Genomic DNA, 25,062 nt, shown 5'->3' with positions numbered 1-25,062 from the left:
TTGTTCTTTTTATAAATCGAAGCCACCTTGTTCTGTTGTTTCTTGTTGTCATCTGCTTGTTGTATGGCAACAAAGATAAGACTGCTGAGACAGATCTATTTTTGCTGATGGCTCAAATTTATATGCTGTATGGCTCATTTTGGTTACTTCATCTGATCTATATTGGAGAAAGATTTTAAACTCTATAAGGCATTCAGAATAGTGTAATTTAAGACAATACTGAATTCTAAGCTTATGAATTGGCAGGATTGGAAAAAAGAAGGTGTCCAAGAATTCAAGTCAAACTCTTTGAGAATAGAATAGCTGAAAAGAAGCTATAGGGGGAAAAGGTATGAAATCGCATGAAAAAGAGGCTGTCCAAACTTTTTGGACAGCCCTCTTTTTTATCCTTTGTAAGGTTTTTTAGCAGCTTCGATGAGCTCTTTCATCTCTAATTTGATATAGTCTACATTTGGAGTAGATCCTGTAAGAAAGTAACGTATATTGCCTTCTTTATCAATAATAAATTTTGCTGGAATTCCTTTGACGCCGAATTTAGCGGCCATGACTTCTCCCGTTTGCGGATCTTTTTGATCATCATAGAGAACTTCAAAAGGATAGTTATTTTTTGTGATAAAGGATACTACATTTTCTTTATAATTCTTGTCGCGCTCCCAGGTATTCATGAATAAGAATTGTACCTCCTTATCATTTGCATAAGATTCTTGAGCTGCCTTCATTCCTGGAAATGAGCGTACGCAAGGTTGACACCAGGTTGCCCAAAAATCCAATACCACAACTTTTCCTTTTAAACTGGCTAAGGATACTTTTTCACCTTTAAGATTAAGTAATTCAAAATTAGGTGCTGGTTTAAAAGTTGCCATTTCTTTGATATGATTGCGAATGTTTTGCGTTAGCTCCGTTTTCAAGGAAGCATTAAAATTCTCATAACCTTGAGCAGATCCGTTTAATTCAGTGTATAGCTTTTTGAGGTCATCTTCGACAGCAAACTGTCCTTTCGCATATAGTTTGGTCAGAATATTATAGGCCTCAAGATTTCTTCCTGTACCCATTAAAGATTTGTAGTATACCGTTGCAAGACCATCCGCTTGCTCTGGTGCTGCTTTTAATGCATTTTCTATATAGCCCAGTGCTTCAGCATATTTTTTCTGTGCAACAAGTATGTTGACATAAGCCGACATGGAACTTGCATAGCCCATGGCTGCGAACCGAGCTTTATTATCTTTTTGGTTTTCTGGAAGGGTTAAATAATAATAACTATCGTCCATAGCGGTTTTTAGGAGTGGTGCGGCAGTGGTTGTATCACCGGCTCTCAAGAGGATTTGACCAACAGGAATATATCCATTTCCGCGCCAGAACCGCTCTTTCATTTCGCCAAGATAATAGACTGCTTTTTGTGCATTTCCGTCGTTGGCAAAACTTTGCGCCAAATTTCCCAATGCATAATCATAAGTCAGTGATTCTTCGTTGAAGTTTTTAACTGGCCATTTTTTGATAAGGTCGTTGTACGCTTTTTCTTTTTCTACTGATGTACTTGCATTGTAAAAAACATCTGTGATAAATGCATCACGGGTTAGGGATCCTTTTGGATATTTTTTCTTGGCCAGTGCTTCTACTGATGCCTGTAGATCTTCTTTGCCTAAAGAACGCAAAACGTTGATTGCCGTACGGTAGTCTTCTTCTGATTTATAAGTCTTTAATTCGTTCGTTAATACTTTAGCAAGCGAATCTTTTTGTACCAACGTACCTTTTTCTATAATTGGGAGGTATTGTTGGTATTTGTTTTTTGCTGGCTGTTGTGCGAACACTGCTGTTAGCGAAAGTGCAAAAGCCGCTGTTAAGATGTTTGTTTTCATTTTTTATTTTTATAATTTTTAAATTCATTAATCATCGTATCCAGGATTTTGTGTCAAGTTCCTATTGATCAAAATCTGAGTTTGTGGAATCGGGAATAGGACATCTGTTGCTTGCCAGTTTGATTTGATTGGAGAAAGTACCGCGGTAGCACGATTGGTTCGCTTGAGATCGAGCCAGCGGTGGCCGAACTCACCGAAAAATTCGTGTAGGCGTTCCGTTTCAATTGCAGACAATAATTGTGTTTGGTTTAAGCTTGCATTAAGCCCTGCAAGTCCAGCACGCGTACGAACGGCATCCACATCCATTCGGGATTCGGCAAGTTTTCCAAGATTGGCTCTTGCTTCGGCACGAATAAGATACTGCTCTGCTAAACGCAGCATAATATGGTATTCGGATCCTGTTCCTGAGGATACTTTATATTTGGTTATGGCATAATAGATTTTGTTTGAGACCGTCTTTGGACTTGTCCAATTTACCTTTCTTAAGTCAATGGTTGGAGAAGTCTCAAAGCTGTTGTATACAGCGTCTGGCAACGTGTAGCCAGGTGTGGCTGTAGCTGCGGTAATGTAGTTGGAACCAAATGTTGTTACGCCACTTTGGTTACCAAGTTGAAGAATAACCTCATTACTTGAGTTTACAAAGTTTTTATCTGGTGTAGGCATTCCATAATCAGAGGATTGCAGTACTTTGGTCGCATAAGATTCTGCATTTTGGTAATCATTCTGGTAAAGATATACCCTAGCCAATAGTGCGCTGGCAGCAGCCTTATTAGCACGCCCTCTTGGACTGGCAGTTGCATCATAGGTTGTCGCCATCTTGCTTTCGGCATCTTTGAGATCCGCAATAATCTGGTCATAAACTTGTTGTACAGGAGTTCGTGAAAGCGTTGCGTCTTCAAAAGCGTGCAGGTCGTCGCGTAATTGTAAAGGCACATCGCCGTAAAGATTGGTGAGATAAAAATACGCGTATGCCCTGAAAAATTTAGCTTCGCCCAAAAGTTGATCTTTTACTGTTGGAGTAAGCGTAGTTGATGTTTCGAGACCCGATATCGCATTGTTTGCGTTCTTAATAAGTTGGTAGCAATTTGACCAGAAATTAGCGACATTTCCGTTCGTATTCAGTATGTTATTACTTGCGAATTCTGATGTATTCGGATCGGCAGCATTGTATTGAAGGTCATCGGCAGCAAGCCCTGTATAGAACGTTGAAATTCCAGCGAGATTGATGGATAATGTTGTGGTATACAAGCCTCGTATAACGCTATTTGCCGAAGCATCTGTAGCGAATGCTTCGCTCGCAAGGACCTGTGTTGGTGGAGCACCCAGCTCCACAAATTTTTCGCAAGAACTTGCAAGAAGAGTTCCGCTGGTAATTGCTAATAATAGTATATTTTTATTGATGTTTAATTTCATGATCTCGAGTTTTAAAATTGACAGTTAAATCCAAATACAATCGTACGTAAAGGAGGCAATACCTGGGCAATCGTTCCCGTTCCTAAACCAGATGGACCACCTTGAACGGTCGTTTCGGTATCCAGGACATATTTGTTCCTGGCCCATGTAAAGAGATTTTGCCCTTGCATAAATACATTACAATTGGACATTTTTAATCTCGAAGTCCAGCTTTTGGGCAAGTTGTAAGATAAATTGACAGACCTCAATTTAATATAGGAAGCATCCCCATACACCGCATCGGAATTGGTATATTGGTTATAGGAATTGCTTAATGCAACGCCGTCAGCTGAAGAGGCAGGTATCGTTGGGATAATTGCTCCCGGGATATTGGTATTGCTGTTATTTGGTGTCCATCTGTCCAACCAGTAATCGTTTTGGTTGACCAACGCACCTGGTCTTGTGTTGAGTATTTTGGTTACACCAAATCGGTGGTTAAATTGAAAAAATACACCGAGCTCGAAGCCTTTGTAGGAAAATGTATTATTAAATCCACCATAGAAAGGCGTGCCTAAGTCGGCAACATAGCGATCATCGACTGTAATAGCCCCATCACCATTGCGATCTTCGTATAAAGCTCGTCCTGTAGCTGGGTCTACACCTTGATAGTGATATAAACGGACCATATTAAGTGGTTCACCGACTAGAAAGCTACTTGCATAAAATGTGTTTTCAATTCCCGGGAATTCGACAAGCTTGTTTTTATAAAATGTGAAGTTCGCCGAGGTCTTCCATGTAAAATTTTCATTCGTCACATTGGTGGTATTTAGCTCCAATTCCAAACCTGAATTTTGGATCAATGCCGGTAGGTTTTCTTTGTAGCTATTGTAGCCTGTTTGGGTACTTAAGACCAAATCGGTTATTTGATCTGAAGAACGATTTCTGAAAAAGTTTCCTGTAAATAAGATTCGATCTTTCAAAAAGCCTAGGTCGAGTGCAAACTCCAATTTTTTTGTCGTTTCCCATTTAATGTATTCATTCGGAAGCGTTCCAATATTCATGGAAGGATTATTTAGATAAGCCGTTGCCGAAGAGTAAAGTGGAAGATAAAGGTAATTTGAAATTTGATCATTTCCAGTTGTTCCGTAGCTCGCTCTCAATTTACCAAAACTTAAAAAGGATAGATTATCCTGTACAAAATCTTCTTTTCCAAAAACCCACCCTAGCCCTACAGCTCCAAAATTTCCGAATCGGTTTTTAGGTCCAAAACGAGATGAGCCATCTCTTCTGAAGGTTCCATTAAACAAATATTTCTCTTTCCAGTCGTAATTTACTTTTCCGAATACAGCATTGTATTTGTAATATACGAGGTTGTTGCTGGCTGTAAATAATCCTGCCGCACTGAGCGAACCTAACAGTGCATCGTTTGAATAATTGGAACCGTTGGTTGTCTGCGAACGCGAAGAGTTCTGTTGAAAACTTGTACCGATTAATGCCGTTAATTTACCATCGCCGATACTTTTTACATAATCCAATGTCGGTTCAATAATCCAATTTTCGGCCTTTGTGTTGGAGAAACTGGATGAACCAAGCGGATTTGCAACTGTATTGTTTTGGGATGTAATTGGCCGTTGATTATTTTGATTCAATTGGGTAATGGTGTAACCAAAATTTGCTTTTGCGGTTAATCCTGGTATGATTTTATAGCTCAGGTTGGCATTTGAAATCAGGTTATTGGTATTGCCAAAGTATTTCCGTTCGAGCAAGGCGATTGGGTTATCAATAAATGCTGATGACGGTAACCAATAGTATTTTCCGTTGTCACCATAAATTGGATAATTGGGAGCCAAATTGTAGAGTGAGGTAACATCTGAGGAAGGCATATCCGAATTGTCGTTGGCATAGCTAACAGATAGAGCTGCATTGAATTTTTTGTCAGAAGAGGTATGATCCAGATTTAAGCGGGAGGTAAACCGGCTATTTTTGCTATCACCATAAAATACGGTACTCTCGCGTCGATAGCCCGAATTAAAGAAAAAGCGAGTAGACTCGTTTCCACCAGACATATTCGCTTGGACGTCGGTTATATGTCCTTTATTTCCGATTAGCATTTTTTGCCAATCTGTTGATTTGTTCTGATCCCATAACATAAGATCTGGAGCGTTATCGGCTGTAGGTGTAACTCCAGCATTAGCAAATGCCTCTTTTCTTAAAGTGAGATATTCTTCTAGATTCAACATGGGGATAAAATGGTTGACCTCGGTAAATCCGGTGTTAAAGTTGACACCAATGCGAGTACGACCTGCTGATCCTTTTTTTGTGGTGATCAATACGACACCATTTGCGCCCCGGCTACCATAGATAGCTGTAGCATCGGCATCTTTCAAAACATCAATACGTTCAATGTCGGCCGGATTAATCATACTGAAGGGGCTTAAACCGCCAGAAGAAGCTGAAATACCAAATGAATTAAGGTTATCTGTAGCAGGTTGTCCGCCGTTAAAATTGGTAAAGGGAACTCCATTAACCACGTATAGCGGTATTGAACCTGAAGTTGTGCCACTTAATGATGCCTGATTTCTGATCTGAATCTGAACGGCACTTCCGGGTACGCCATTGTTTTGAGCGATCAATACACCAGACATTCTCCCAGATAGTGCGGCAAGCGGGTTACTTACAGGTTGGGAAGCGATTTCTTTTGCTGTTATTGAAGCAACAGAACCTGTGTTCAATCGACGTGTTGTTGTACCATAGCCAATGACAACTACTTCTTCCAAACTACCTTCTTCAGGTTTAAGCTTGATTGGGGTAGGATTAGCCATCAGTTGTTTGGCTGGGATATCAATCTTTTGATACCCTATAAAAGAAAAAGTAATAATAACATCATCATTTGGAATACGCAGTCCCCATTGCCCATTGACATCCGTTGCGGTACTCGTTTGCATATTGCTGTATTCTTTTTTCTGCCAGTCTTTTATAATAACAGACACGCCCGCCAAAGGCATTCCATTTTCATTGACTACTTGCCCCGCAATGTGTTGCTGATTCTGTTTTTTTTCTTTTACAGCGATAATATTGTTGTCCAATATCTCCCATGTTAGGTTGCTTCCTTCCAAAGATCGGGAAAGTATATCTTTTACACTGATTTTCTTTTCTACAATATTGACCGTGGCATTGGGCAAGGTCGCTTTGCTAAAGAACATTTTGTATTTGCTCTTGTCATTGATTGTTTGAAAGACATCTTCAAGCTTTCCACCTTGAATGGAGACATCAATTTTTTCAGTTTGAGAATAGGCGAAACTCTGTACATGCATGGCGCTTAAACAAACGAGCAGTAAGGCCAGTCTCGACTCTTTTCTAAATTTGGGTTTTGTTTTGTTCATGTGAGTTATGTAGGTTGATTGTTTTTAAAATAGTTGTAATTGATTTTTCCCCGTTTTTTTTATTTGAAAGTAATTGACAGTTTGTAATGCTTTTAGGATATTTTCTAGTTGTTCGTTTTCGAATGTTGCTGAATAGCGCAGGTTAGCAACGGCTTTGTTTGTAATTTTAATCTCCACCCCATACATGCGTTCCAATTTTAAGGCGATATCAAGTAATCTATCATCTTGTATGGTAATCCGATTTAATAACCATTCAGTTTCTAAAGCAGATCCATCTTTTTCAGAGATGGAGAATGGCTGAATCGCTATTGTCATAGGAGGAGATACAGTTTGCGTCATTGTAGAAGGAAATTCTTTCTCAGCTTCATGTACTTTTCTGATCACAAACTTTTCTTTGGGTTTTAATATAAATTTCTGATCGTCTATTCCTTTTTTCCAAATCGACACTTTACCACGTACTAAAGCTGTTTCGGCATTATTTTCTTCAGCATAATCGCGTACATTAAAGGCGGTGCCCAATACGCTAATTTCCATTCTTGGTGTATGGATAAGGAAGGGCTTGGACGGATTTTTTGTGACATCAAAAAATGCTTCTCCGATTAATGTAACTTCACGTGTGTCCGAGTCTTTGAATGAGCTGGGAAAGATTATTTTGCTCGAAGCGTTTAGCGTAACTTTGGTGCCATCTTCTAGAATAATTTGACGCGTTTGTCCATTTGTTAGCGTAATTTCTTGATTGTTTGGTTGCTTAATTTTGTATAGATAAAGAGAAGCCAGGGCGATACAGAGAACAGCTGCCGCAGCTGCAATCCTGACAAAATTTAATTTTTTCTGTTTCTTAGGAGTCAGTCTACTTAGAATCCGGCTATGAATTCGTTCCTTAAGTGCTTTCTGCACATGTTCTGGTAGTGTTTTGAGTACATTCGGCCGGGATGAAAATGAGTCGAAAAAACGTTCTACGATGTCTATTTCTTCCGAATTGGCTTCGCCCTTTAAGTATTTGTCAATTAGCTTTTCAAGCTCTTGGTTAGGATATTGCATATGATTAGTACAATGTTCACTTAAATAGTGCCCCTGAGAGAGAAAAATGTACTAGTCTAAATTGATAATTATTTTTAATTAGCTTATTTACAGCTGTATAAAATTAAAAGTAGTGTCAAGAAATGCTGGATAACTAGTTTTTTTAGTTTTTGAATTGATACTCCGAGATGATTTTGGACTGTATTTTGGGAAGTTTCTGTCAGATCACTAATTTCTTTTGTGGTAAGTCCGTCTAAGTATCTCATTTTAAAAATTTCTTGCCTTTTGTGTGGAAGATTGGCGATCCATTGCTCTATTAGTGATTTTAAATCCTTATCGCCATACTGATCCCCCTCTACAGCTTCATGATCATCGTAGAATTGCTTATTTACTTCAAAGAGCGTATTCCTGCGTTTGTTTTTCCTGTAGGTTTCGAAGACTTTGTATTTCATGCAGCTCATGAGATAGGCCTCTAGATTGCGAATCTCTCTAGTGGAAGAGTGCTCCCAAAGATCAATAAATACATCTTGAACAATCTCTTCACAGGAAGCGAGGTCTTCCAAGCGTTTGTAGGATTCATTTAATAGCGTGGACCAATATTTATCATATAAGATATTGAAAGCTTCTAAATCGCCTTCTCGGAGCCTAGCTAATAAGCTTACATCATTATGAGTTGGATATTTGTCGTTTTTCATGATATGATAGTGTGAAGTTAAGTTCCTTTGATGAGTAGGGTCGAGGAATATAACTTTTTTCAATAATACATATTTTATTAAAGAAGGTCAATATTCGTAAGTATTTTTTATATTTTATGTTTAATTTTTTGAAATTCATTAAAAATTTGACCTATTTATTACGGTTTATATTTAAGGAAAATCGGTCTTTAGTTTATAATTAGCTCAAAATTAGGTTGAATAAAATTAAAATAGAATTGACTTTCAATTTTTCGAATAAATAGTCAAAAGTACATTTATTTTGGGGCTGCTGCTGAAATTTATCTTGTTTTATAGGTGTGTTCCAATAAAAAATTCGGTTTTATCGTGCATGATTAACAGTACTTTAAATTAATCCGATCTTCGTAGTGAGTTTTTAACTAACAGTTGCTGACTGAATTAATCCTATAAGGGATAGCTGCCAAAGTTAAAGGAGAATTGCCAATGTTGATTACATTAAATTAGAAATGCGTGAACTGATTGAATCTGCAAAAAAAGAAAAAAAAGGATAGTTGTCAGAATAGCAACAGATTTTGCTAAATCGTATCCTCAGAGGAAAGGATAAACCAGCAAAGCCCCGATATGTACTGTCGGGGCTTCGTTGTTTAAATCATTCAAGCAGCCCCCTTAATCCCTTAGCTTAATTTGGTCGGGATAAGGGATCTGCTGGCCTGTAGCTTTGTAGGTTGGCAACTGTGCTTTCCAGGTCCGGAGTTGATCCGAGAGTAATTTGCTGAGTTCGCTGGTTTTTTCCTTCATTTTGGGGGCAAGGTTGTTGAGCTCACCGATATCTTGCTGCAAGTTATAAAGTTCAAGTTTCCCATTTTTCATGTCGTAAAGTAACTTGTAGTCTCCTTGTCTTATTGCCGAGAAAAAGTTGATTCCGGGGCCGTCTGGCACGGTCCACTTGTTGGGGATATTCCATACCAATGGACGGCTGTTCCAATTGTCGGACCTATCGCCTTCCATTAATGGCAATAGATTTTTCCCATCTGGTTTTTCCTGTACGAGCTGGTAGTGATCTATTTTGGCTAAGCTGAGAATCGTTGGAAAGAGATCTTCGACCATAACAGGGGTAGCATCTGTGCTTGCAGGGTGTTGCTTGGCCTGTTTGATCAGTAGAGGAACCCGGATTCCACCTTCATAAACCGACCCTTTACCGGCTTTTAATGGTAGGTTTTGTGTATGGCTTGGTCCGGTGCGCATCGGGCTAAGGCTAAGTCCGCCATTGTCGCTAAGGAAAATAATGACGGTGTTATCGTAGAGGTTTTTGTCTTTGAGAAATTGCACGATATCACCCATACTTTTGTCATAACCTTCGACCAGAGAGGCATAAGCAGCTTCAGTTGAATCTAAGCCATGGTCGATGTATTTTTGTACAAAGCGTGGATCAGGCTGTATCGGTACATGCACCGCATAGTTGGAAAAATTAAGAAAAAAAGGTTCTTTACGGCGTATAGGTTCTTCGAGTGCCTTGAGGGCTTCCCGAGTCAGCGCTTCGGTTAGGAATGTTGAAGTACCATGATACTCCATCAAATCAGGCACGGCTTGATAGCTGGCTTTACCAGGAAGATTACCGTAATTCTGCTCGCCATAATAGTTTTGTGGGTGTCCAGCAGAGTGCCCTGCAATATTGACCATAAAGCCCAAATTCAAAGGACTGGCACCAGGCGTTCCAGCAGACCCCCAGTGGGCTTTACCCACATGAATGGTATAGTATCCATTGGCCTTGAGGATGCTTGGGAATGGAGTGGCATATACCGTATGTGGAACATTGGGTACAGGACTTAATCCGTTGATATTCCAATCTGGTGGATTCAACAATTCATCTTTGCTATCTGTTGGCGTGTCAGCCTTGGGATGGGTCCAATTGGTGACACGATGATGAGCTGCATTTAAACCGGTTAGAAAACTCACTCGGGAAGGTGTGCACACCGGGGTCGCATAGGCATTGGTAAATTTAATGGCATCTTTGGCCAATGTTTCCAGATAGGGGGTATGAAACTTTTCGTTGATTGGTGTTTTGACCTTGTAAAATGGTTCGGACATGTCCTGCCAACCAAGATCATCTACAAAAAACACGACAATATTGGGGCGTTCTGTTGTAGAGGCCGATTGGGGCTTTTGCCTGACTTTTGTTCGGTTGACAGTTTGGGCCTGGCTGCCCACGCACAGACTGCTTAATAAAACCGTGAAGATGAGTGATGAATTGTTTTTGCAAAATAACATAGGGACAATTTATAGTTTGAATATGGGGTCTTACTATTAATCCAACCTTTGTAAATCACTTTGTTTACCATTTACAGTATTGTTTGAAACGCTACTATTTGCGACATGCTCAAAAAATATAGGTTTTTTATTCCAATGAAATGCAGGATATTCCTTGTTGGTCTTGATTTGGTTGTTACGGAATACCAATCCATCGACTGATTTGGCATAAAGAATAGGCTTATCGAAGGTTTCAAAGTGGTTGTCTTCGATGATGATATGGCTATGGAAGTATTTCTGCTGATTTTTTAAATCAGGAATTTCTGGATAGATCGATATAATCGCATTGGTAAATTGGAACATATTGGTCAAGGCATTGATAAACGTGTTTTTTCGGATGCGAATATCGTGGCAGCTGCCAGTTTCATACCAACCATTGGCATCGCCACACAGGAGAATAGCGGTACCTGAAGTATGATCAAACAGGTTGTTTTCTACCAGGGTCTTTTTTGGCGTACTGAATAAAGCTCCCCGGGCTCTATTGTGACGAATGGTATTGCCGTTAAATAGTACACCTGGAGTCCATGTGAGGTTTTCGATGCCAATATCCATTTTTGTTGGGTCAATAGCTGGATCCAAAGCAGTACTTAAGGTGATTTTGAATTCGCGGATTGGCTCTGAGGCTTTCTCGCGTAAAACGCTAATGGATTGGATCTTATTTTTTTGGTCCCAGAGCTCCATGGTGCTGGATCGTATAAATTGGACGGTATCCCCTTTGTAACCCCAGTCAAATCCGTAGGATTGATCGTGCATGTAACGGCCAATCAAAGTTTTGTCATCCAGTCGTTTGGTGATCTTGAGGTAAGTGCCGTGGATGTTGATGGCATCATCCATCATATTTTCGTAGAGCCCATTCTTCGATACAATGACTCCCTTGCAGCCCGAAAAATGTGTAGCATCAGCCTGTGCTGTAAAATAACGTCGATCCTGATCGTTGCGAAGAGCAATTCGGAAACCTTCTAAGGTGATATTGTCCGTTAATTGAGCTAACAAGCCCATGCCTTCGGCGTAATGGACGGAGATATTTTCTAGTCGTATATTTTTCCCTTTATGGACAAACACGCCCGGGTTGGGACGAAATCCAGCGCGCATGGCAACGACAGTGCCCGGTATAAGTTTGCTGTTCTTCCATTGCTGAGCTTGTATTACGCCCGGAGAAAGTTCCTCTACTTTGCTGGTGCCAACACGGATGTCGCTCGTATTATAAACAATACGCTTGGTCTTTTCTTCAAAGGCAATACCGGATGTTGGTTTTAGTTCCCAACCTTCACCGGTATTGTAAAATATACTGTCCTTAATTTTGTAAGTTACCCAGGGAGCAGTCTGATACGTGATTGTACCGTTGATGGTATCATTTTGTAGGATCTTAACCTGGCAGATTTGAGGGCGCTCAAAATCGATGTGGATATTTTTCAGCGTTAAGTTCTTGTTTTCTATCAATGCAACAGGCAGCATCCTGCCATGATAAATAAAATCTGAACCCTGTCCATCGATTGTGATGTTATCGCAATTTTCAAATGCCATGCCTACCGTCTTGGGGTTGTCCTGATCGTGATTGGAAATGTAGTATTCGCGGACTAGCGCTCCTTCTGGATGAAAGTCATAGCGCCCCTTTTTGAATTTTAAAATAATAGGTTCTTTCTTGCCAATCTTGCTGAGAATAGACTGAATGGCCTTATTGACCAATGCAGTGCTGTTGTTGCCCGTGTTGGGGACAACACCATAGGTGGAAAGATCAATCGTCTTAGTGGTGGACTGCGCAAGGCTTTCAAAACACAGGAATGGTATGAGAAGGATCAGTAAATAAGATTTTAGGATATTCATGTTGATTGTATTAGAATGAATTGGTTTATGTTGTGCTTTCATCCTTGTAGGATTATACTTGTCGAAGATAGCTAATATCACCTAACATCCCAATTATAGCCGTCAGCGTAGCGATATTTTTACGCATCTGGAAACATGTTTTTACCCGCAAATGGGCCCAAAATACACGATCAAGAAGAAACTTGGTGCTAGGAAAAAGATCGCTACGCCCGCTGAGCTAATAGTTACAGAAATTTTAGATTTCTATTTAAAATTTTCTATTTTTGAGATCAGGCTTAATCTAAATTGTGAAGAAAAAATCAAGACATCTTTTTCTGTTTTTGTTGTTTATACTAATCTGTCAGATTGGATCAGCACAATATGGGTTAGAATTTTCCAGTCATAATATGGAGGCTGATAAACGGACAAGCTTGCAGATCGGTAACAAAGAATCGATTTCTTTTCAACATACACTGTCCGTTTCATTCGATCTTTCTTTTTTGCCGCTCCAACAGGATTATTTTGGTTATATCTTTCGACTGGTTACGGACGACGGTGTCAATATCGATTTAATATACGATCGACGGCTTGATCAAGACAAACATTTTAAATTGGTAGTCGGTGAGGACTTTACCCCTATATCGTTCAATGTCCAACCCTTACAGTTGTATTATAACTGGACACCCATGCGGCTGGAACTGGATATAGATAAAAAAGAGCTTTACTTTGAGGTCGGGACGACCTGGTATTCCTATCGCCTAAAAAAACAGCTCGCGCCGCAGTTTAAGCTTGTATTCGGTGCTAATCGGATGAAAAACTTCCAGACAATGGATGTTCCCCCCATGCGCTTAAAGGATATTCGAATTGCAGACAATGGCAAACTTAAATACTCTTGGCCATTGGATGAGTCTTCAGGAACAAATAGTTTAGACGAACAAAAAAAGAGTGTTGCCGAGATCGGCAATCCGATCTGGATCAAACGGCAACGTAGGGAATGGAAAACACAGTCTTCTTTTACACTGGAAGGGCAAGCTAGTGTGGCCTTTGACAAAAATGAAGAAACACTGTTTTTTGTTGGAAATAAGCGTTTAATGATCAGTAAAATTGGTGGTAGTGACTTACGTTCGCAGGAATATGCGGATGGCAAGCTTTTGCTTGTTAATGGTAGCCAATCGCTTTTTGATCCGATCAAAAAGAACGTCCTGAATATCTCCATCGACCAAAAAATCGTTGCTGCTTATGATTCCATCAGTCGAACATGGAATAAACAATTTGATTTTCCTGCTGTAGGCACAAACTATTGGCTGTTCAACAAATATTTTAATTCGTCCGACACGAGTATCTATATGATCGGGGGCTATGGACATTTTAAATACAAAGCGGGCGTATTGCGTTATCATCTGCCCACACAATCTTGGGATAGCATTCCTTTTACAGGTGATGAAATTTTTCCGCATTATCTTGCGGGAATGGGGCAGGGAAAAGATGGTGTATACCTGGCCGGTGGTTATGGCAGTTCCACAGGAGATCAAATGTTGAATCCCCGCATTTCAAATGATTTTCTTAAGCTTGATTTTAAACACCGCAAAGCACTAAAAATTTACGAATTTTCATCTGCATTCGCCGATATGGTATGGGCCAATAGTCTGGTCGTTGAAGATAGTAGTGGACTGTTTTATGGATTGATTTTCCATAATAATAAGTTTAAAACGCATCTACAATTGGTGGCAAGTAACCTCAAAGGGACACAATACCAGTTTCTGGGGAGCACTATACCTTTCGATTTTCATGACATCCGTTCTTTTGCCGATCTCTATTATGCGCCGAAATCTAAGTCCTTCGTTGCAGTTACCTTGTTTTATGATGACAAGACCGATCTGACTAAGGCAACGATTTATACTTTGCTGGCCCCCCCTTTACCGTCTGAACAGGGTATAATGCCTTTGGCTAAGCCTGCGCTGCTTAAATACAGCCTTTATGCCCTCGCTGTAATGGGATTATCGCTCTTGATCTGGTGGTATCGAAAAAGAAGCAAGCAAAAAAAACAAACGATTTCCGTCATAGAAACCGATAAAATAGGAGAGCCGCACCTACAAGCAGCTCCCTTGAAGGAGACTGAACAAGATAAGAGCGGGCAATTGGTAGATCTTCCGCAACCCAAGAAAGTGGCCAAGGGATTTGAAACCCGACATGGCGCCGGAATCTACCTTTTCGGCGGCGACTTACAGATTGTGGATCTTGGTGGAAAAGAAATCACAAAGAAGTTTTCGCCATTGCTTAAAGAAATGCTGCTGATTTTTATTCTCTATACCGTACGATGGGAGCGGGGAATTAGCTCAGAGAAGTTGACTGAGCTATTTTGGTCCGATAAGAGCCAGTCGAGTGCGCGTAATAATCGATCCGTGAACATCGCCAAGCTCAATAGTTTACTCGAGCAATTGGGTGATTTTAGGGTGACCAAAAAAAGTGGTTACTGGTGCATTGAGCCAATGGATACAGTATATATCGATTACCTCCGCTTCAGCAGGATGGTATCCAATAAAAAATATTTTACAGAAACTGAAATTAGAGAATTACTCGATATAATTGACAAAGGAGGCTTCCTTTTCGAAGTGAACTATGAGTGGCTCGATAATTTTAAAAGTGAAATGTCTATTCTGGTGCTCACAACGTTGGGCAATTTTATTGAAAATCTGAATGTGCAGGATAATGCCGAACTGATTATTGAGATCTGCAATAAGATATTCTATTTTGATGAAATCAATGAGGAGGCGATGGTTCATAAATGTCGTTCCTTGTTACAGCTGGGCTATCACAGCCTAGCCTTACAGTGCTATGAGAATTTCTGTCAGATCTACGCTCGTTCATATGGTGAAGCTTACCCCAAAAGTTTTAAAGACTGTCTAGATTAAGAAAAAATATTTAAAATTTTAATGTGTTGATATACAGTTGTTAATAGTGTTTTTGGATACCTGTTAATCTTCTGTTAATCTTCTATTATACCCCTCGCCAATATATTCGTTTTCATACTTAATAACCAATCAAATGAAAGCGAAAAATTATCTTCAGCTCTTCCCTAGGGAATAGCGGTAATGGACTGTTTGTAGCAAACAGGTCCTCCCTAAATACATAAACCTAATACATCATTCAATAACCAATTTAAAACAATACATGAAAACAAACTTCATTTTTAATGAAAGGCCACTGCCGTGGAACAAGCTCCGTAGTTACCCTTGGCAGTGGGCATTGTCCTCGCTGCTGCTATTGTCTCCAATGGCAACCATCGCGCAGCAACAGCAGATCGAAGGTAAAGTGCAGACTTCAAATGATAAGCCGATCGCTGGGGCTTCCATTACAGACCTCCGTACCGGGCAGACAACATCGTCTGATGGTCAGGGACGCTTCAAGATTAGCGCATCGCCGGGAGATAAACTGGTGATCACTTTTGTCGGTTACCGCAAGACTGAAATGATCGTTGGGCAACAACGCCTCATGGATGTGTTGCTCAACGAAGATAATACAAGCTTGGAAGAGGTCGTGGTTGTGGGGTATGGCACGCAGAAAAAGGCTTCGTTAACAGGGGCGATATCATCGGTGAACAATAAAGAAATCACAGTAACAAAAAATGAAAATGTGGTCAATATGTTAGCCGGTAAGATGCCCGGTGTCCGTATCAGCCAACAGTCGAGCCAACCGGGATCGTTTGAATCAAATATCGACATCCGCGGAATGGGTGAGCCTTTGATTGTAGTGGACGGAATTCCCAGGGACAAAGATTATTTGTCACGCATGGATGCCAATGAAATCGAAAGTGTATCCGTATTAAAGGACGCTTCAGCAGCTGTATACGGTGTGCGCTCGGCGAATGGTGTTCTTTTGGTCGCCACCCGTCGCGGAAGTAATGAAGATGGAAACTTTGAAATAAACTATTCCTATAATCGTGCCTGGCAAAAGTTTCTTTATGTTCCCAATACGGTGGATGCCCTTGCTTATATGCAGCTTAAAAATGAACAGATAGGTCGCGATTTTAATAGCAATTATCCGGCGAAGATGCCTAATATTTTTGGGGCAGCAGATTTTGAAGCGTATCAGAACGGCACAAAAAAGACATCCAATTATGTAGATGCGGCATTTGACAAAGTATCACCACAATACCAGCACAATCTGTCCATCAACGGTGGTGGCAAGAAAGTTAATTATTTCTTCAACCTGGGCCATATGGACCAGATGGGAGCCTACAAAAGTAAGAGTCTCAACTATAATCGCTGGAATTTCCGATCCAACATCGATGCGCAGATTACGGATCGTCTGAAAGCATCCTTGGATCTGGGCGGTTATGCTGATGAGACCAACCAACCACGGACCGATATCTGGGCCGTCTACAAACAGGCCTGGCGACAAAGACCTATCGTGCCGATTTATGTTAATGACAATCCCCTATATCCGAATTTTGAGATGATCGATAACGAAAATCCTGTCGTGGTAACGGATTCCAAACAGACTGGCTATCGTAAATTTTTGCGTAAGCAATTCAACGGTATTATTGCTTTAGATTATAAGGTGCCCTTTGTGGAAGGTTTAAATGCAAAGGCAACCTATAATTATGATTTTAAGTACAGTGACAACACGGACTTCAAAAAATCCTATTTTTTATATAGCTATACACCACCGGTCTATGATGGTAACGGCCAGATTATAACTCCGGAAAAGTATAATGCACACGAGAAAAATGCACCTACCACCGTGAGACGGAGTTCTTACCCGGATACGCATTCCCTGATGCAATTCTCGTTGAATTATAACCGTCGTTTTGCCGAAAAACATCAGGTCTCCGGTTTGTTGCTTTTTGTCGAAGAATATAACAAATGGGACAGCTTCTATGCACAGCGGGAGATCATGGTTAATTCGGAATATCTATTTGCCGGTGAGGACAAGAACCAATTGGCAAATATGGAAGGTATTGGCGAACGTACAGCACGAGGTTTGGTCGGCAAGTTCAATTACGATTATTTGGGCAAATACATCGCGGAATTTAGTTTCCGCTATGATGGTTCATCTAAATTTCCAAAAGAATCGCGCTGGGGATTTTTCCCGGCAGCCTCGGTGGGCTGGCGTATTAGTGAGGAGAGCTTTATTAAAAATAACTACAGTTTCATTAATAACTTAAAAATAAGAGCATCCTACGGTAAGTTGGGGGATGACCGTTCGGCAGGTAATTACTCTTCAACTATTGTCGGTTATGCACTTGAACCCAATGAAACAGGATGGATCTTTGGTGGAAACCTCGTGAATGGGGCCCTGCCTACAGCAATTCCTAATCCTAATCTCACTTGGTATACTTCCAAAACTGCTGATGTTGGTTTGGATATGGATCTATGGAACGGTAAGCTGGGCTTGACTTTTGATTATTTTAATCGTAATCGTTCGGGTCTCCTGGCAACAAGCCTTGATTTGATCCCCGGTACCGTTGGCGCCAACCTACCGCAGGAAAATCTGGAAAGCGATCGCACTTTTGGCTATGAGCTCTCTTTGACCCATCGTAATAAGATCAATGATTTCAGTTACTTTATCAATGCGCAGGTCTCTTCTACCAAGAGTCAATTTGTAAACCGCGTAGAATCAAAAGCGGGTAATTCGTACGACAACTGGCGTAACCGCTATTCTAATCGTAATAAGGATATCTGGTGGGGCAAGGAGTACGCCGGACAGTTTGGATCGTATGAACAGATTTATAACCACCCAACATTGGTAAGCAGCGGCACATTGCCTGGTGATTATTACTATCAGGACTGGAACGGCGATGGAGTGATCAACGATGCCGACAATCATCCTATTGCAACGTACAATATGCCTTTGATCAACTATGGTTTTACCTTAGGAGGATCGTGGCGTGGTCTGGATCTGGCGATGAATTTTCAGGGTGCAGCAAAAGTGTATGTACAGTATAGTGAGGTACTGGCAGGACCACTGCAGTTTGACGGTGGTGCTTTGACGCAGTTTTTGGATCGCTGGAGACCAGTTGATGCCGGTGCCGATCTATTTAACCCAAGCACACAATGGCTTGCTGGATATTATCCTTCTACTGGCTCAGCCATGGCCGAAGGAACCCGGGCAGTTCAAAATGCCTCCTATCTGCGACTGAAAACCTTAGAACTGGGTTATTCTCTCCCGCAACAATGGTTGAAGACATTAAAAATAAAGAATCTTAGGATCTATACGAGTGCTTATAACCTGTTGACATGGACAGGTCTCAAATATACCGATCCTGAGCATCCAGGATCTGCCGGAGGTTCTTCATCGGGCGATATTGATGTGTACAAATATCCCATCAATAAAACCTACAACATTGGAGCATCCATTAAATTTTAATCTCAAAACGAACAAAACATGAAAAAATCAATCGCTATAGCAATCATTGGCCTTTTTCTGTGCTCGGGTATGCAATCCTGTAAAAAGATGGATTTGGATCCATTAGGAGTATTGGGTGAAGATGCGCTTTTTGGAAATGAGGCCGGAGCACGTAAATATGTCGCCGGAATGTACAGCTATCTGCCCATAGAAGACTTTGTATACCATCCAGAAAGAGGATTTAGATGGGACAATTATTGGCAAAATTCGGAAACGCTTGCGGCTATGAGCGGCGAGATGACCGGACAATTTTGGGGGATAGCTGGGGCACAGGGCTTTGGTTACTGGCCATATGATCGCATTCGGAATGTCAATACCCTGATTGCAGGACTACCTAAATACAAAGCCAATTATACCGAACAGGGGTACAATCAGATCTTTGGGGAAGCTCATTTCCTACGGGCTTTCTATTATTTTGCTTTGGTTAAGCGTTACGGCGGGGTACCTATTATAAAAGATGTGCAGGATCCTACCGCTGATAAAGAACAACTCTTGGTTAGTAGAAATAAAGAATCTGAGGTCTATCATTTTATCAATGAAGACTTGCAGGTGGCAATTTCTATGATGTCTGGAAGCAGCGAGCGGGGCCGCGCCAATAAATATGTGGCCGCGGCATTACTTTCCCGCGCCATGTTATATGCCGGTAGCATTGCTAAATATAGCTCGTATAGTAATCTGTCCGGCGACGCCACGGACAAGCAGTTGGTGGGTGTCAAAAAGGAAGAAGCGGAATGGTTCTTCAAACAGGCTTATGATGCTGCAACAACCGTATTGGCAGGGCCATACAGTTTGTATAATAAGAATGCCCAGGATAAGGAACTAAACTATGTGAATTTGTTTTTGGACTTAGATAGCCCCGAGGATATTCTGATCAAGGAATATAGTCTCACTGCACCGCACAACAATCGTCTTAAACATAGCTATGACGCCACGCACCTACCCAATCCGACCTTTTCAAGTGACAATGAGTCTGCGGCATATCCCGTATTGAATGTCGTAGAATTGTTCGGTGAGCTTCCAATCACGGATGCCGGTGGAAAGCCAATACGCTATACAGACCGTAAACAGCTTTATGCCGATTTGGAACCTCGTCAGCGGGCCACATTTTACTTCTCGGGAATGGAATTGCGCGAAGGCGCCGAAAGGCGGAGTTTTGATATTCAGCGTGGACTCTATAAAACCTTTCCCGGTAAGGCTGCTGATGCACAGATGGGCGCCGGTACCGCTGCTATAAATAGCGAGTCAAATCGTATCCTGGCTGGACCCAAGAATAGCCTCTTTGATTACAATGGCACGAAGATCAACATAACGGGCGAACATGGCATGTGGAAAGATGGACATGCCAACAATACGCGAACAGGTTTTTATATCCGTAAATACATCAACTATAAAATGTCTACCAAGGATGTGAAATTGTATAACAGTACACAGCCCTGGAAGGTCTTTAGGCTTGCAGAGATACTTTTGAACAAGGCTGAAGCGGCTTATGAACTTGGTCTGATCAAAAACGATGAAACACTAAAACAGGAAGCATTCCAATACATCGCGCAGGTCCGTAATCGCGCAGGTGCTAAGCCTTATCTCTACACGGCCGCGTCGGCAAACCTCTCCGGTAAGTATGGTTATCCCTTGGATGGAAATCTGCAATTTATACGCGAGGAACGCGAACGTGAATTGTGCTTTGAAAATCACCATTGGTGGGATATGCGGAGATGGCGCATTGCTGATGTGGAGCTCAACAACTTTGTGCCCAATTCGCTGATGCCTTACCTCGTATTGGATGAACTGAAATATGCTCCGGGCGGTGAACGGATTAACTCCTTTATTTTTATTCGCGAAAAGGAACCTTGGAACAAGACGTTCAACTTTGAAAAGAAATGGTACTACGAACCTATTCCGGGAGGAGAACTGAACAAAAACCCTAATCTATATCCACAGAACCCTATTTACTAATTGAGCAGAAATGAGAACAATATATTTATTGACAGCATTGACAGGCCTGTTATTTTTAAATGCCTGTTCGAAAACAGATAATTACGATGGCCCGAATGCGAGTATGAAAGGGCAGGTCATTGATAAGCTAACCAGTAAACCCTTCATGACAGGACAGGGCGAATTTAGTATCCGTTTGCTGGAAACTAGCTGGAGCGACAATCCTGCACCGCAGGATATTGCTGTCAAGCAGGACGGATCGTATAATCATACAAAACTCTTTCAGGCGACGTATACGCTGCAGCCTTATGGTGGGGCATTTTGGCCAGCACAGAAGATCGAAGGTTATCAGTTGGGGGCCAATGCAGAGCAAAACTTTGAGGTGACGCCCTATCTGCAGATCAAAAATGTGAAGTGGACCTTAAAAGCGGAAAATAAACTGGAAATCTCCTGTACGCTTGCCGCGCCTATTACCGGTGGATTGCCACAAGTGATCGAAGTTCGCCCATTCTTAAGCTTGACACCATATTGTGGGGCTGGCAATCGCATTGATGCGTATTATAAGGATGAATATCGCGCATTGATTAACCAAAATTGGGAAAATATCGGCAATATGCAGACCGGAGAAGGGAAGGAAACCTATACGATCAAGGATATTCCATTGAAATCAGGGTACACCTATTATGTACGGATGGGGGCAAAAGTCCGCGACACCTACGAAAAATTCAACTATTCAGCCGTGGAAGCAATTAAGGTACCCTAAGCAAAGAATCTAAACAATAAGCGGGACTTGGTGCCCGCTACTATTACTACTCAATACTAAATAATTATCGGATGAAACAATTTATTAAAGCTGGTTCCAAATGCCTATTGGGCATGACATTATTTTTTGCCACACACTTGCAGGCGCAAGATAATCCATTTATCAAACATATGTATACCGCAGACCCTTCGGCACGGGTATGGGCCGATGGCCGCCTGTATGTGTACGCTTCACATGACATTGCTCCGCCTCAAGGATGTGATCTGATGGATCAGTATCATGTGTTTTCGACTACGGATATGAAAACATGGACCGATCATGGCGAAATATTACGCGCCTCACAAGTCCCTTGGGGTAGAAAAGAAGGTGGATTTATGTGGGCTCCTGACTGTGTGTATAAAAATGGTACCTACTATTTTTATTTTCCACATCCAAGTGGTACGGAGTGGAATAAGACCTGGAAAATCGGTGTGGCTACAAGTAAATCACCAACAAAGGATTTTGTGGTACAAGGCTATGTAAAAGGGGCCGAAGCACTTATTGATCCACATATCTTTATCGATGATGATGGGCAGGCTTATTTTTATCAGGGCGGCGGCGGTGTCTGTAAAGCCGGGAAGCTCAAAGACAATATGATGGAGATCGACGGTGAACTGCAAAAGATGGAAGGCTTAGAAGATTTTCACGAAGCCTCATGGGTACACAAGTATAATGGAAAATATTATCTGTCCTATTCTGACAATCACGATGAGAACTGGAAAGATGGAGTGAAAGGGGATAACCGTATGCGTTATGCGGTAAGTGACAGTCCAATGGGACCATGGAAATCGATGGGCATCTATATGGATCCGACGAATAGCTACACCAACCACGGTTCGATCGTGAAGTTTAAAGGTAAATGGTATGCTTTTTATCATAATAGTGAATTGTCACAAAAAAATGGCGAATTCAACGATTGGCTTCGCTCTATCTGCGTAGACCGTTTAGAGTACAATAAGGACGGCAGTATCAAGAAGGTAAAGCAGACTGGCTTACTGACAGGTCCTAAATAATCGATGGGCACGAAGACGATATGTTGCCAAAAAAAATTAACTTTAAGGGCGGAACAACTGTTCCGCCCTTAAACCATCGAACACTTAATTGTTTAAAATGCTAACGAAGAATATCAAACGTAAAACCAATACATTGTTACGCACAATATGTTGCTGTTCTCTTCTTTCGGTCAGTATGCTAAAAGGTTTTTCCCAAGCTAGAATGACGAAAGATTATGTTGATTATGTTAATCCATACATGGGAAACATCAGTCATTTATTGGTACCAACCTACCCAACGGTTCACTTGCCAAACAGCCTTTTGCGCGTTTATCCTGAGCGGGGAGACTATACTTCAGATCGTCTGTTTGGTCTGCCGCTTATCGTTACCAGCCATCGTGGAAGATCGGCTTTCAACCTTAGCCCAATGGTAAAATTGCCAAGCGGTTTGAAACCGGTACAATTGTACAGTTACGATCAGGAGGAAATTCATCCGTATGCGTATTCCGTGTTATTGGATCAAGAGAATATTCAGGTAGACTACGCGTTGTCGCATCAGTCGGGGATGTATACCTTTACTTTTCCGTCAACTTCGACAAAATACCTGCAGTTCAATTCACAGGAGGGGAAACTTCAATGGGACGGTCAGGGACTTTCGGGTATGCAGGATATTGGTAATGGCACGCATGTGTATATTTATGCCGTTCCCGAATCCAAACCTGTTGCCGTGAAGCGACTGCAAGGCCAACAATTGGAAAATGCCACTGAAGCTGCTGGTAAGAATTCTTGTCTGGTACTGGAGTTTAATCAAGCAGGGACTAGCTTACGTATGAAATATGGTGTTTCATTTATTGATGCGGCACAAGCAAAAGCCAATTTGAAGCGTGAAATCAGCGACTTTGACCAAAAGAAGCTGGCCGAAAAAGGACGTAAAATATGGAACGATGCTTTAGGTAAAATTGCTGTAGAAGGCGACAATGAGTCCAATAAGCATGTGTTTTATACGTCTTTGTACCGCACTTACGAAAGGCCTGTCAACATTTCTGAAGATGGTCGCTATTACAGCGCGTTCGACGGAAAGGTACATCAGGACGAAGGTAAACCTTTTTTTACAGATGACTGGATCTGGGACTCTTACCGGGCACATCACCCATTACGGGTACTCTTGGATCCCAACACAGAGTCCATGATCCTCAATTCTTTTGTCCGGATGTCCGAGCAAATGGAGCAGCCATGGTTGCCTACTTTCCCTGAGATTACCGGCGATAGTAGACGGATGAATTCCAATCATGGTGTAGCAACTTTATTGGATGCTTATCGCAAAGGAGTGCGCAATTTTGATATCAAGAAAGCGTATCTGGCTGCAAAAGGTGCAATTACAGAAAAGACTTTGGCTCCATGGTCCGGTAAGGCCGCAGGAAAACTAGACGAATTTTTTAAGGAGAAAGGCTATATCCCAGCATTGTATCCAGGTGAAAAAGAAACCATACCCGAAGTAAACGGTTTTGAACGGAGACAACCGGTCGCAGTAACCTTGGGTACCTCTTACGATTTATGGTGCTTGGCACAGCTTGCGCAAGAATTGGGTATTCAGGCTGACTATGAGTTATTTATGAAGCAATCTTTCAATTATAGAAATCTTTTCAACGAGCAGACCAAATTTTTCCATCCCAAAGATGACAAGGGAAATTTTATCATGCCTTTTGACTATGTGTTTTCTGGTGGACAGGGAGCACGGGAGTATTATGGTGAAAACAATGCCTGGATCTATCGCTGGGATGTACAACACAACATTCCGGATCTGATCAAATTGATGGGTGGGAATGAATTGTTTGTCAAGTATCTCGATGAGATGTTCCAGCAGCCTTTGGGTCGGTCAAAATTTGATTTTTATGCGCAGCTTCCAGATCATACAGGTAATGTTGGACAATTTTCCATGGCGAATGAGCCGGCTTTGCATATTCCTTATCTCTACAATTACGCCGGACAACCTTGGATGACACAGAAACGGATACATAAGCTGATCGGTGAATGGTTTAGAAACGACCTAATGGGTGTGCCAGGTGATGAAGACGGTGGTGGTATGTCGGCTTTTGTGGTATTTTCCCAAATGGGCTTCTATCCTGTGACACCGGGTTCGACTTCCTACAGCATCGGATCTCCATTTTTCCAGAAGGTGAGCATACAGCTTCTTAATGGCAAATCTTTTGTTATTATCGGCAAGAATGCATCTGCAAAAAATAAATACATTCAGTCGGCGAAATTAAATGGACAGCCACTGAACGTTCCACAGTTGACCCATGCCGATGTGTTGAAAGGTGGTACCTTGGAGTTTGTGATGGGGGATAGTGCAAATCGCAATTGGGGAAACTAACAAAGCTTGCTTACCAGCATGCGTATGTCAGAAAGTAAAAAAGGTAAAAAGCGCTGTTGATCATCGATCAACAGGGCTTTTGTTTATATACAGCTGTTTTCTATGGTCTATTCGGGCTA

At 41.4% G+C, this 25,062-nt stretch carries 13 protein-coding genes; 6 read left to right on the top strand and 7 right to left on the bottom strand.

Translation table 11 applies throughout. From position 1 onward, the window contains the following. Positions 1 to 383 precede the first annotated feature (383 nt). The 7 genes from B3600_RS10940 to B3600_RS10910 all read right to left on the bottom strand — a co-directional run bounded on the left by B3600_RS10940 (position 384) and on the right by B3600_RS10910 (position 12,498). Positions 384 to 1,856 (bottom strand): TlpA disulfide reductase family protein, encoded by a 1,473-nt coding sequence (locus tag B3600_RS10940; RefSeq protein WP_286752963.1) that lies wholly within the window; start codon positions 1,854 to 1,856, stop codon positions 384 to 386. A 27-nt stretch (positions 1,857 to 1,883) separates the two neighbouring features. Beyond that, on the bottom strand, positions 1,884 to 3,269 hold the full coding sequence (locus B3600_RS10935; RefSeq protein ID WP_286752962.1) for a RagB/SusD family nutrient uptake outer membrane protein: 1,386 nt from the start codon (positions 3,267 to 3,269) through the stop codon (positions 1,884 to 1,886). 11 nt (positions 3,270 to 3,280) lie between these two features. Further along, the gene (locus B3600_RS10930; RefSeq protein ID WP_286752961.1) at positions 3,281 to 6,631 is read right to left on the bottom strand and encodes a SusC/RagA family TonB-linked outer membrane protein; all 3,351 of its coding nucleotides are present in this window, start codon (positions 6,629 to 6,631) and stop codon (positions 3,281 to 3,283) included. 24 nt (positions 6,632 to 6,655) lie between these two features. Next, positions 6,656 to 7,672: a FecR family protein gene (locus tag B3600_RS10925; RefSeq protein ID WP_286752960.1), complete on the bottom strand. Its 1,017-nt coding sequence runs from the start codon at positions 7,670 to 7,672 to the stop codon at positions 6,656 to 6,658. Positions 7,673 to 7,755: 83 nt separating this feature from the next. Then, positions 7,756 to 8,346: an RNA polymerase sigma factor gene (locus tag B3600_RS10920; RefSeq protein WP_286752959.1), complete on the bottom strand. Its 591-nt coding sequence runs from the start codon at positions 8,344 to 8,346 to the stop codon at positions 7,756 to 7,758. 645 nt (positions 8,347 to 8,991) lie between these two features. Next, positions 8,992 to 10,593 (bottom strand): sulfatase, encoded by a 1,602-nt coding sequence (locus tag B3600_RS10915; protein WP_286752958.1) that lies wholly within the window; start codon positions 10,591 to 10,593, stop codon positions 8,992 to 8,994. Positions 10,594 to 10,629: 36 nt separating this feature from the next. Further along, complete coding sequence (locus tag B3600_RS10910) at positions 10,630 to 12,498, bottom strand: alpha-1,3-galactosidase-related protein (protein WP_286752957.1); 1,869 nt, start codon at positions 12,496 to 12,498, stop codon at positions 10,630 to 10,632. A gap of 245 nt (positions 12,499 to 12,743) precedes the next feature. Here B3600_RS10910 and B3600_RS10905 point away from each other — a divergent pair, with 245 nt between their 5' ends. From B3600_RS10905 to B3600_RS10880, 6 genes are all read left to right on the top strand, one after another. Further along, complete coding sequence (locus B3600_RS10905; protein WP_286752956.1) at positions 12,744 to 15,347, top strand: hypothetical protein; 2,604 nt, start codon at positions 12,744 to 12,746, stop codon at positions 15,345 to 15,347. Positions 15,348 to 15,606: 259 nt separating this feature from the next. After that, positions 15,607 to 18,804 carry a SusC/RagA family TonB-linked outer membrane protein gene (locus tag B3600_RS10900; protein ID WP_286752955.1) on the top strand — a complete coding sequence of 1,066 codons (3,198 nt, stop codon included), beginning with the start codon at positions 15,607 to 15,609 and terminating at the stop codon, positions 18,802 to 18,804. An 18-nt stretch (positions 18,805 to 18,822) separates the two neighbouring features. Then, positions 18,823 to 20,796, top strand: a complete 1,974-nt coding sequence (locus tag B3600_RS10895; protein WP_286752954.1) for a RagB/SusD family nutrient uptake outer membrane protein — start codon at positions 18,823 to 18,825, stop codon at positions 20,794 to 20,796. 10 nt (positions 20,797 to 20,806) lie between these two features. Beyond that, complete coding sequence (locus B3600_RS10890; protein WP_286752952.1) at positions 20,807 to 21,538, top strand: DUF3823 domain-containing protein; 732 nt, start codon at positions 20,807 to 20,809, stop codon at positions 21,536 to 21,538. A gap of 71 nt (positions 21,539 to 21,609) precedes the next feature. Beyond that, entirely contained in the window at positions 21,610 to 22,590 is a 981-nt protein-coding gene (locus B3600_RS10885; protein ID WP_286752951.1) for a family 43 glycosylhydrolase, read from the top strand. Positions 22,591 to 22,687: 97 nt separating this feature from the next. Then, positions 22,688 to 24,943 carry a GH92 family glycosyl hydrolase gene (locus B3600_RS10880; RefSeq protein WP_286752950.1) on the top strand — a complete coding sequence of 752 codons (2,256 nt, stop codon included), beginning with the start codon at positions 22,688 to 22,690 and terminating at the stop codon, positions 24,941 to 24,943. Positions 24,944 to 25,062 lie beyond the last annotated feature (119 nt).

This window comes from Sphingobacterium sp. UBA2480 (assembly GCF_002341965.1).
GTDB lineage: Bacteria > Bacteroidota > Bacteroidia > Sphingobacteriales > Sphingobacteriaceae > Sphingobacterium > Sphingobacterium multivorum.
This window is presented reverse-complemented; position numbering and strand designations above follow the sequence as displayed.

Excerpts from the sequence above, each read along its gene's own strand:
- B3600_RS10940 (WP_286752963.1), bottom strand. The coding sequence starts at position 1,856 with ATGAAAACAAACATCTTAACAGCGGCTTTTGCACTTTCGCTAACAGCA.
- B3600_RS10920 (WP_286752959.1), bottom strand. The coding sequence starts at position 8,346 with ATGAAAAACGACAAATATCCAACTCATAATGATGTAAGCTTATTAGCT.
- B3600_RS10925 (WP_286752960.1), bottom strand. The coding sequence starts at position 7,672 with ATGCAATATCCTAACCAAGAGCTTGAAAAGCTAATTGACAAATACTTA.
- B3600_RS10915 (WP_286752958.1), bottom strand. The coding sequence starts at position 10,593 with ATGTTATTTTGCAAAAACAATTCATCACTCATCTTCACGGTTTTATTA.
- B3600_RS10880 (WP_286752950.1), top strand. The coding sequence starts at position 22,688 with ATGCTAACGAAGAATATCAAACGTAAAACCAATACATTGTTACGCACA.
- B3600_RS10910 (WP_286752957.1), bottom strand. The coding sequence starts at position 12,498 with ATGAAAGCACAACATAAACCAATTCATTCTAATACAATCAACATGAAT.
- B3600_RS10890 (WP_286752952.1), top strand. The coding sequence starts at position 20,807 with ATGAGAACAATATATTTATTGACAGCATTGACAGGCCTGTTATTTTTA.
- B3600_RS10895 (WP_286752954.1), top strand. The coding sequence starts at position 18,823 with ATGAAAAAATCAATCGCTATAGCAATCATTGGCCTTTTTCTGTGCTCG.
- B3600_RS10935 (WP_286752962.1), bottom strand. The coding sequence starts at position 3,269 with ATGAAATTAAACATCAATAAAAATATACTATTATTAGCAATTACCAGC.
- B3600_RS10930 (WP_286752961.1), bottom strand. The coding sequence starts at position 6,631 with ATGAACAAAACAAAACCCAAATTTAGAAAAGAGTCGAGACTGGCCTTA.
- B3600_RS10900 (WP_286752955.1), top strand. The coding sequence starts at position 15,607 with ATGAAAACAAACTTCATTTTTAATGAAAGGCCACTGCCGTGGAACAAG.
- B3600_RS10885 (WP_286752951.1), top strand. The coding sequence starts at position 21,610 with ATGAAACAATTTATTAAAGCTGGTTCCAAATGCCTATTGGGCATGACA.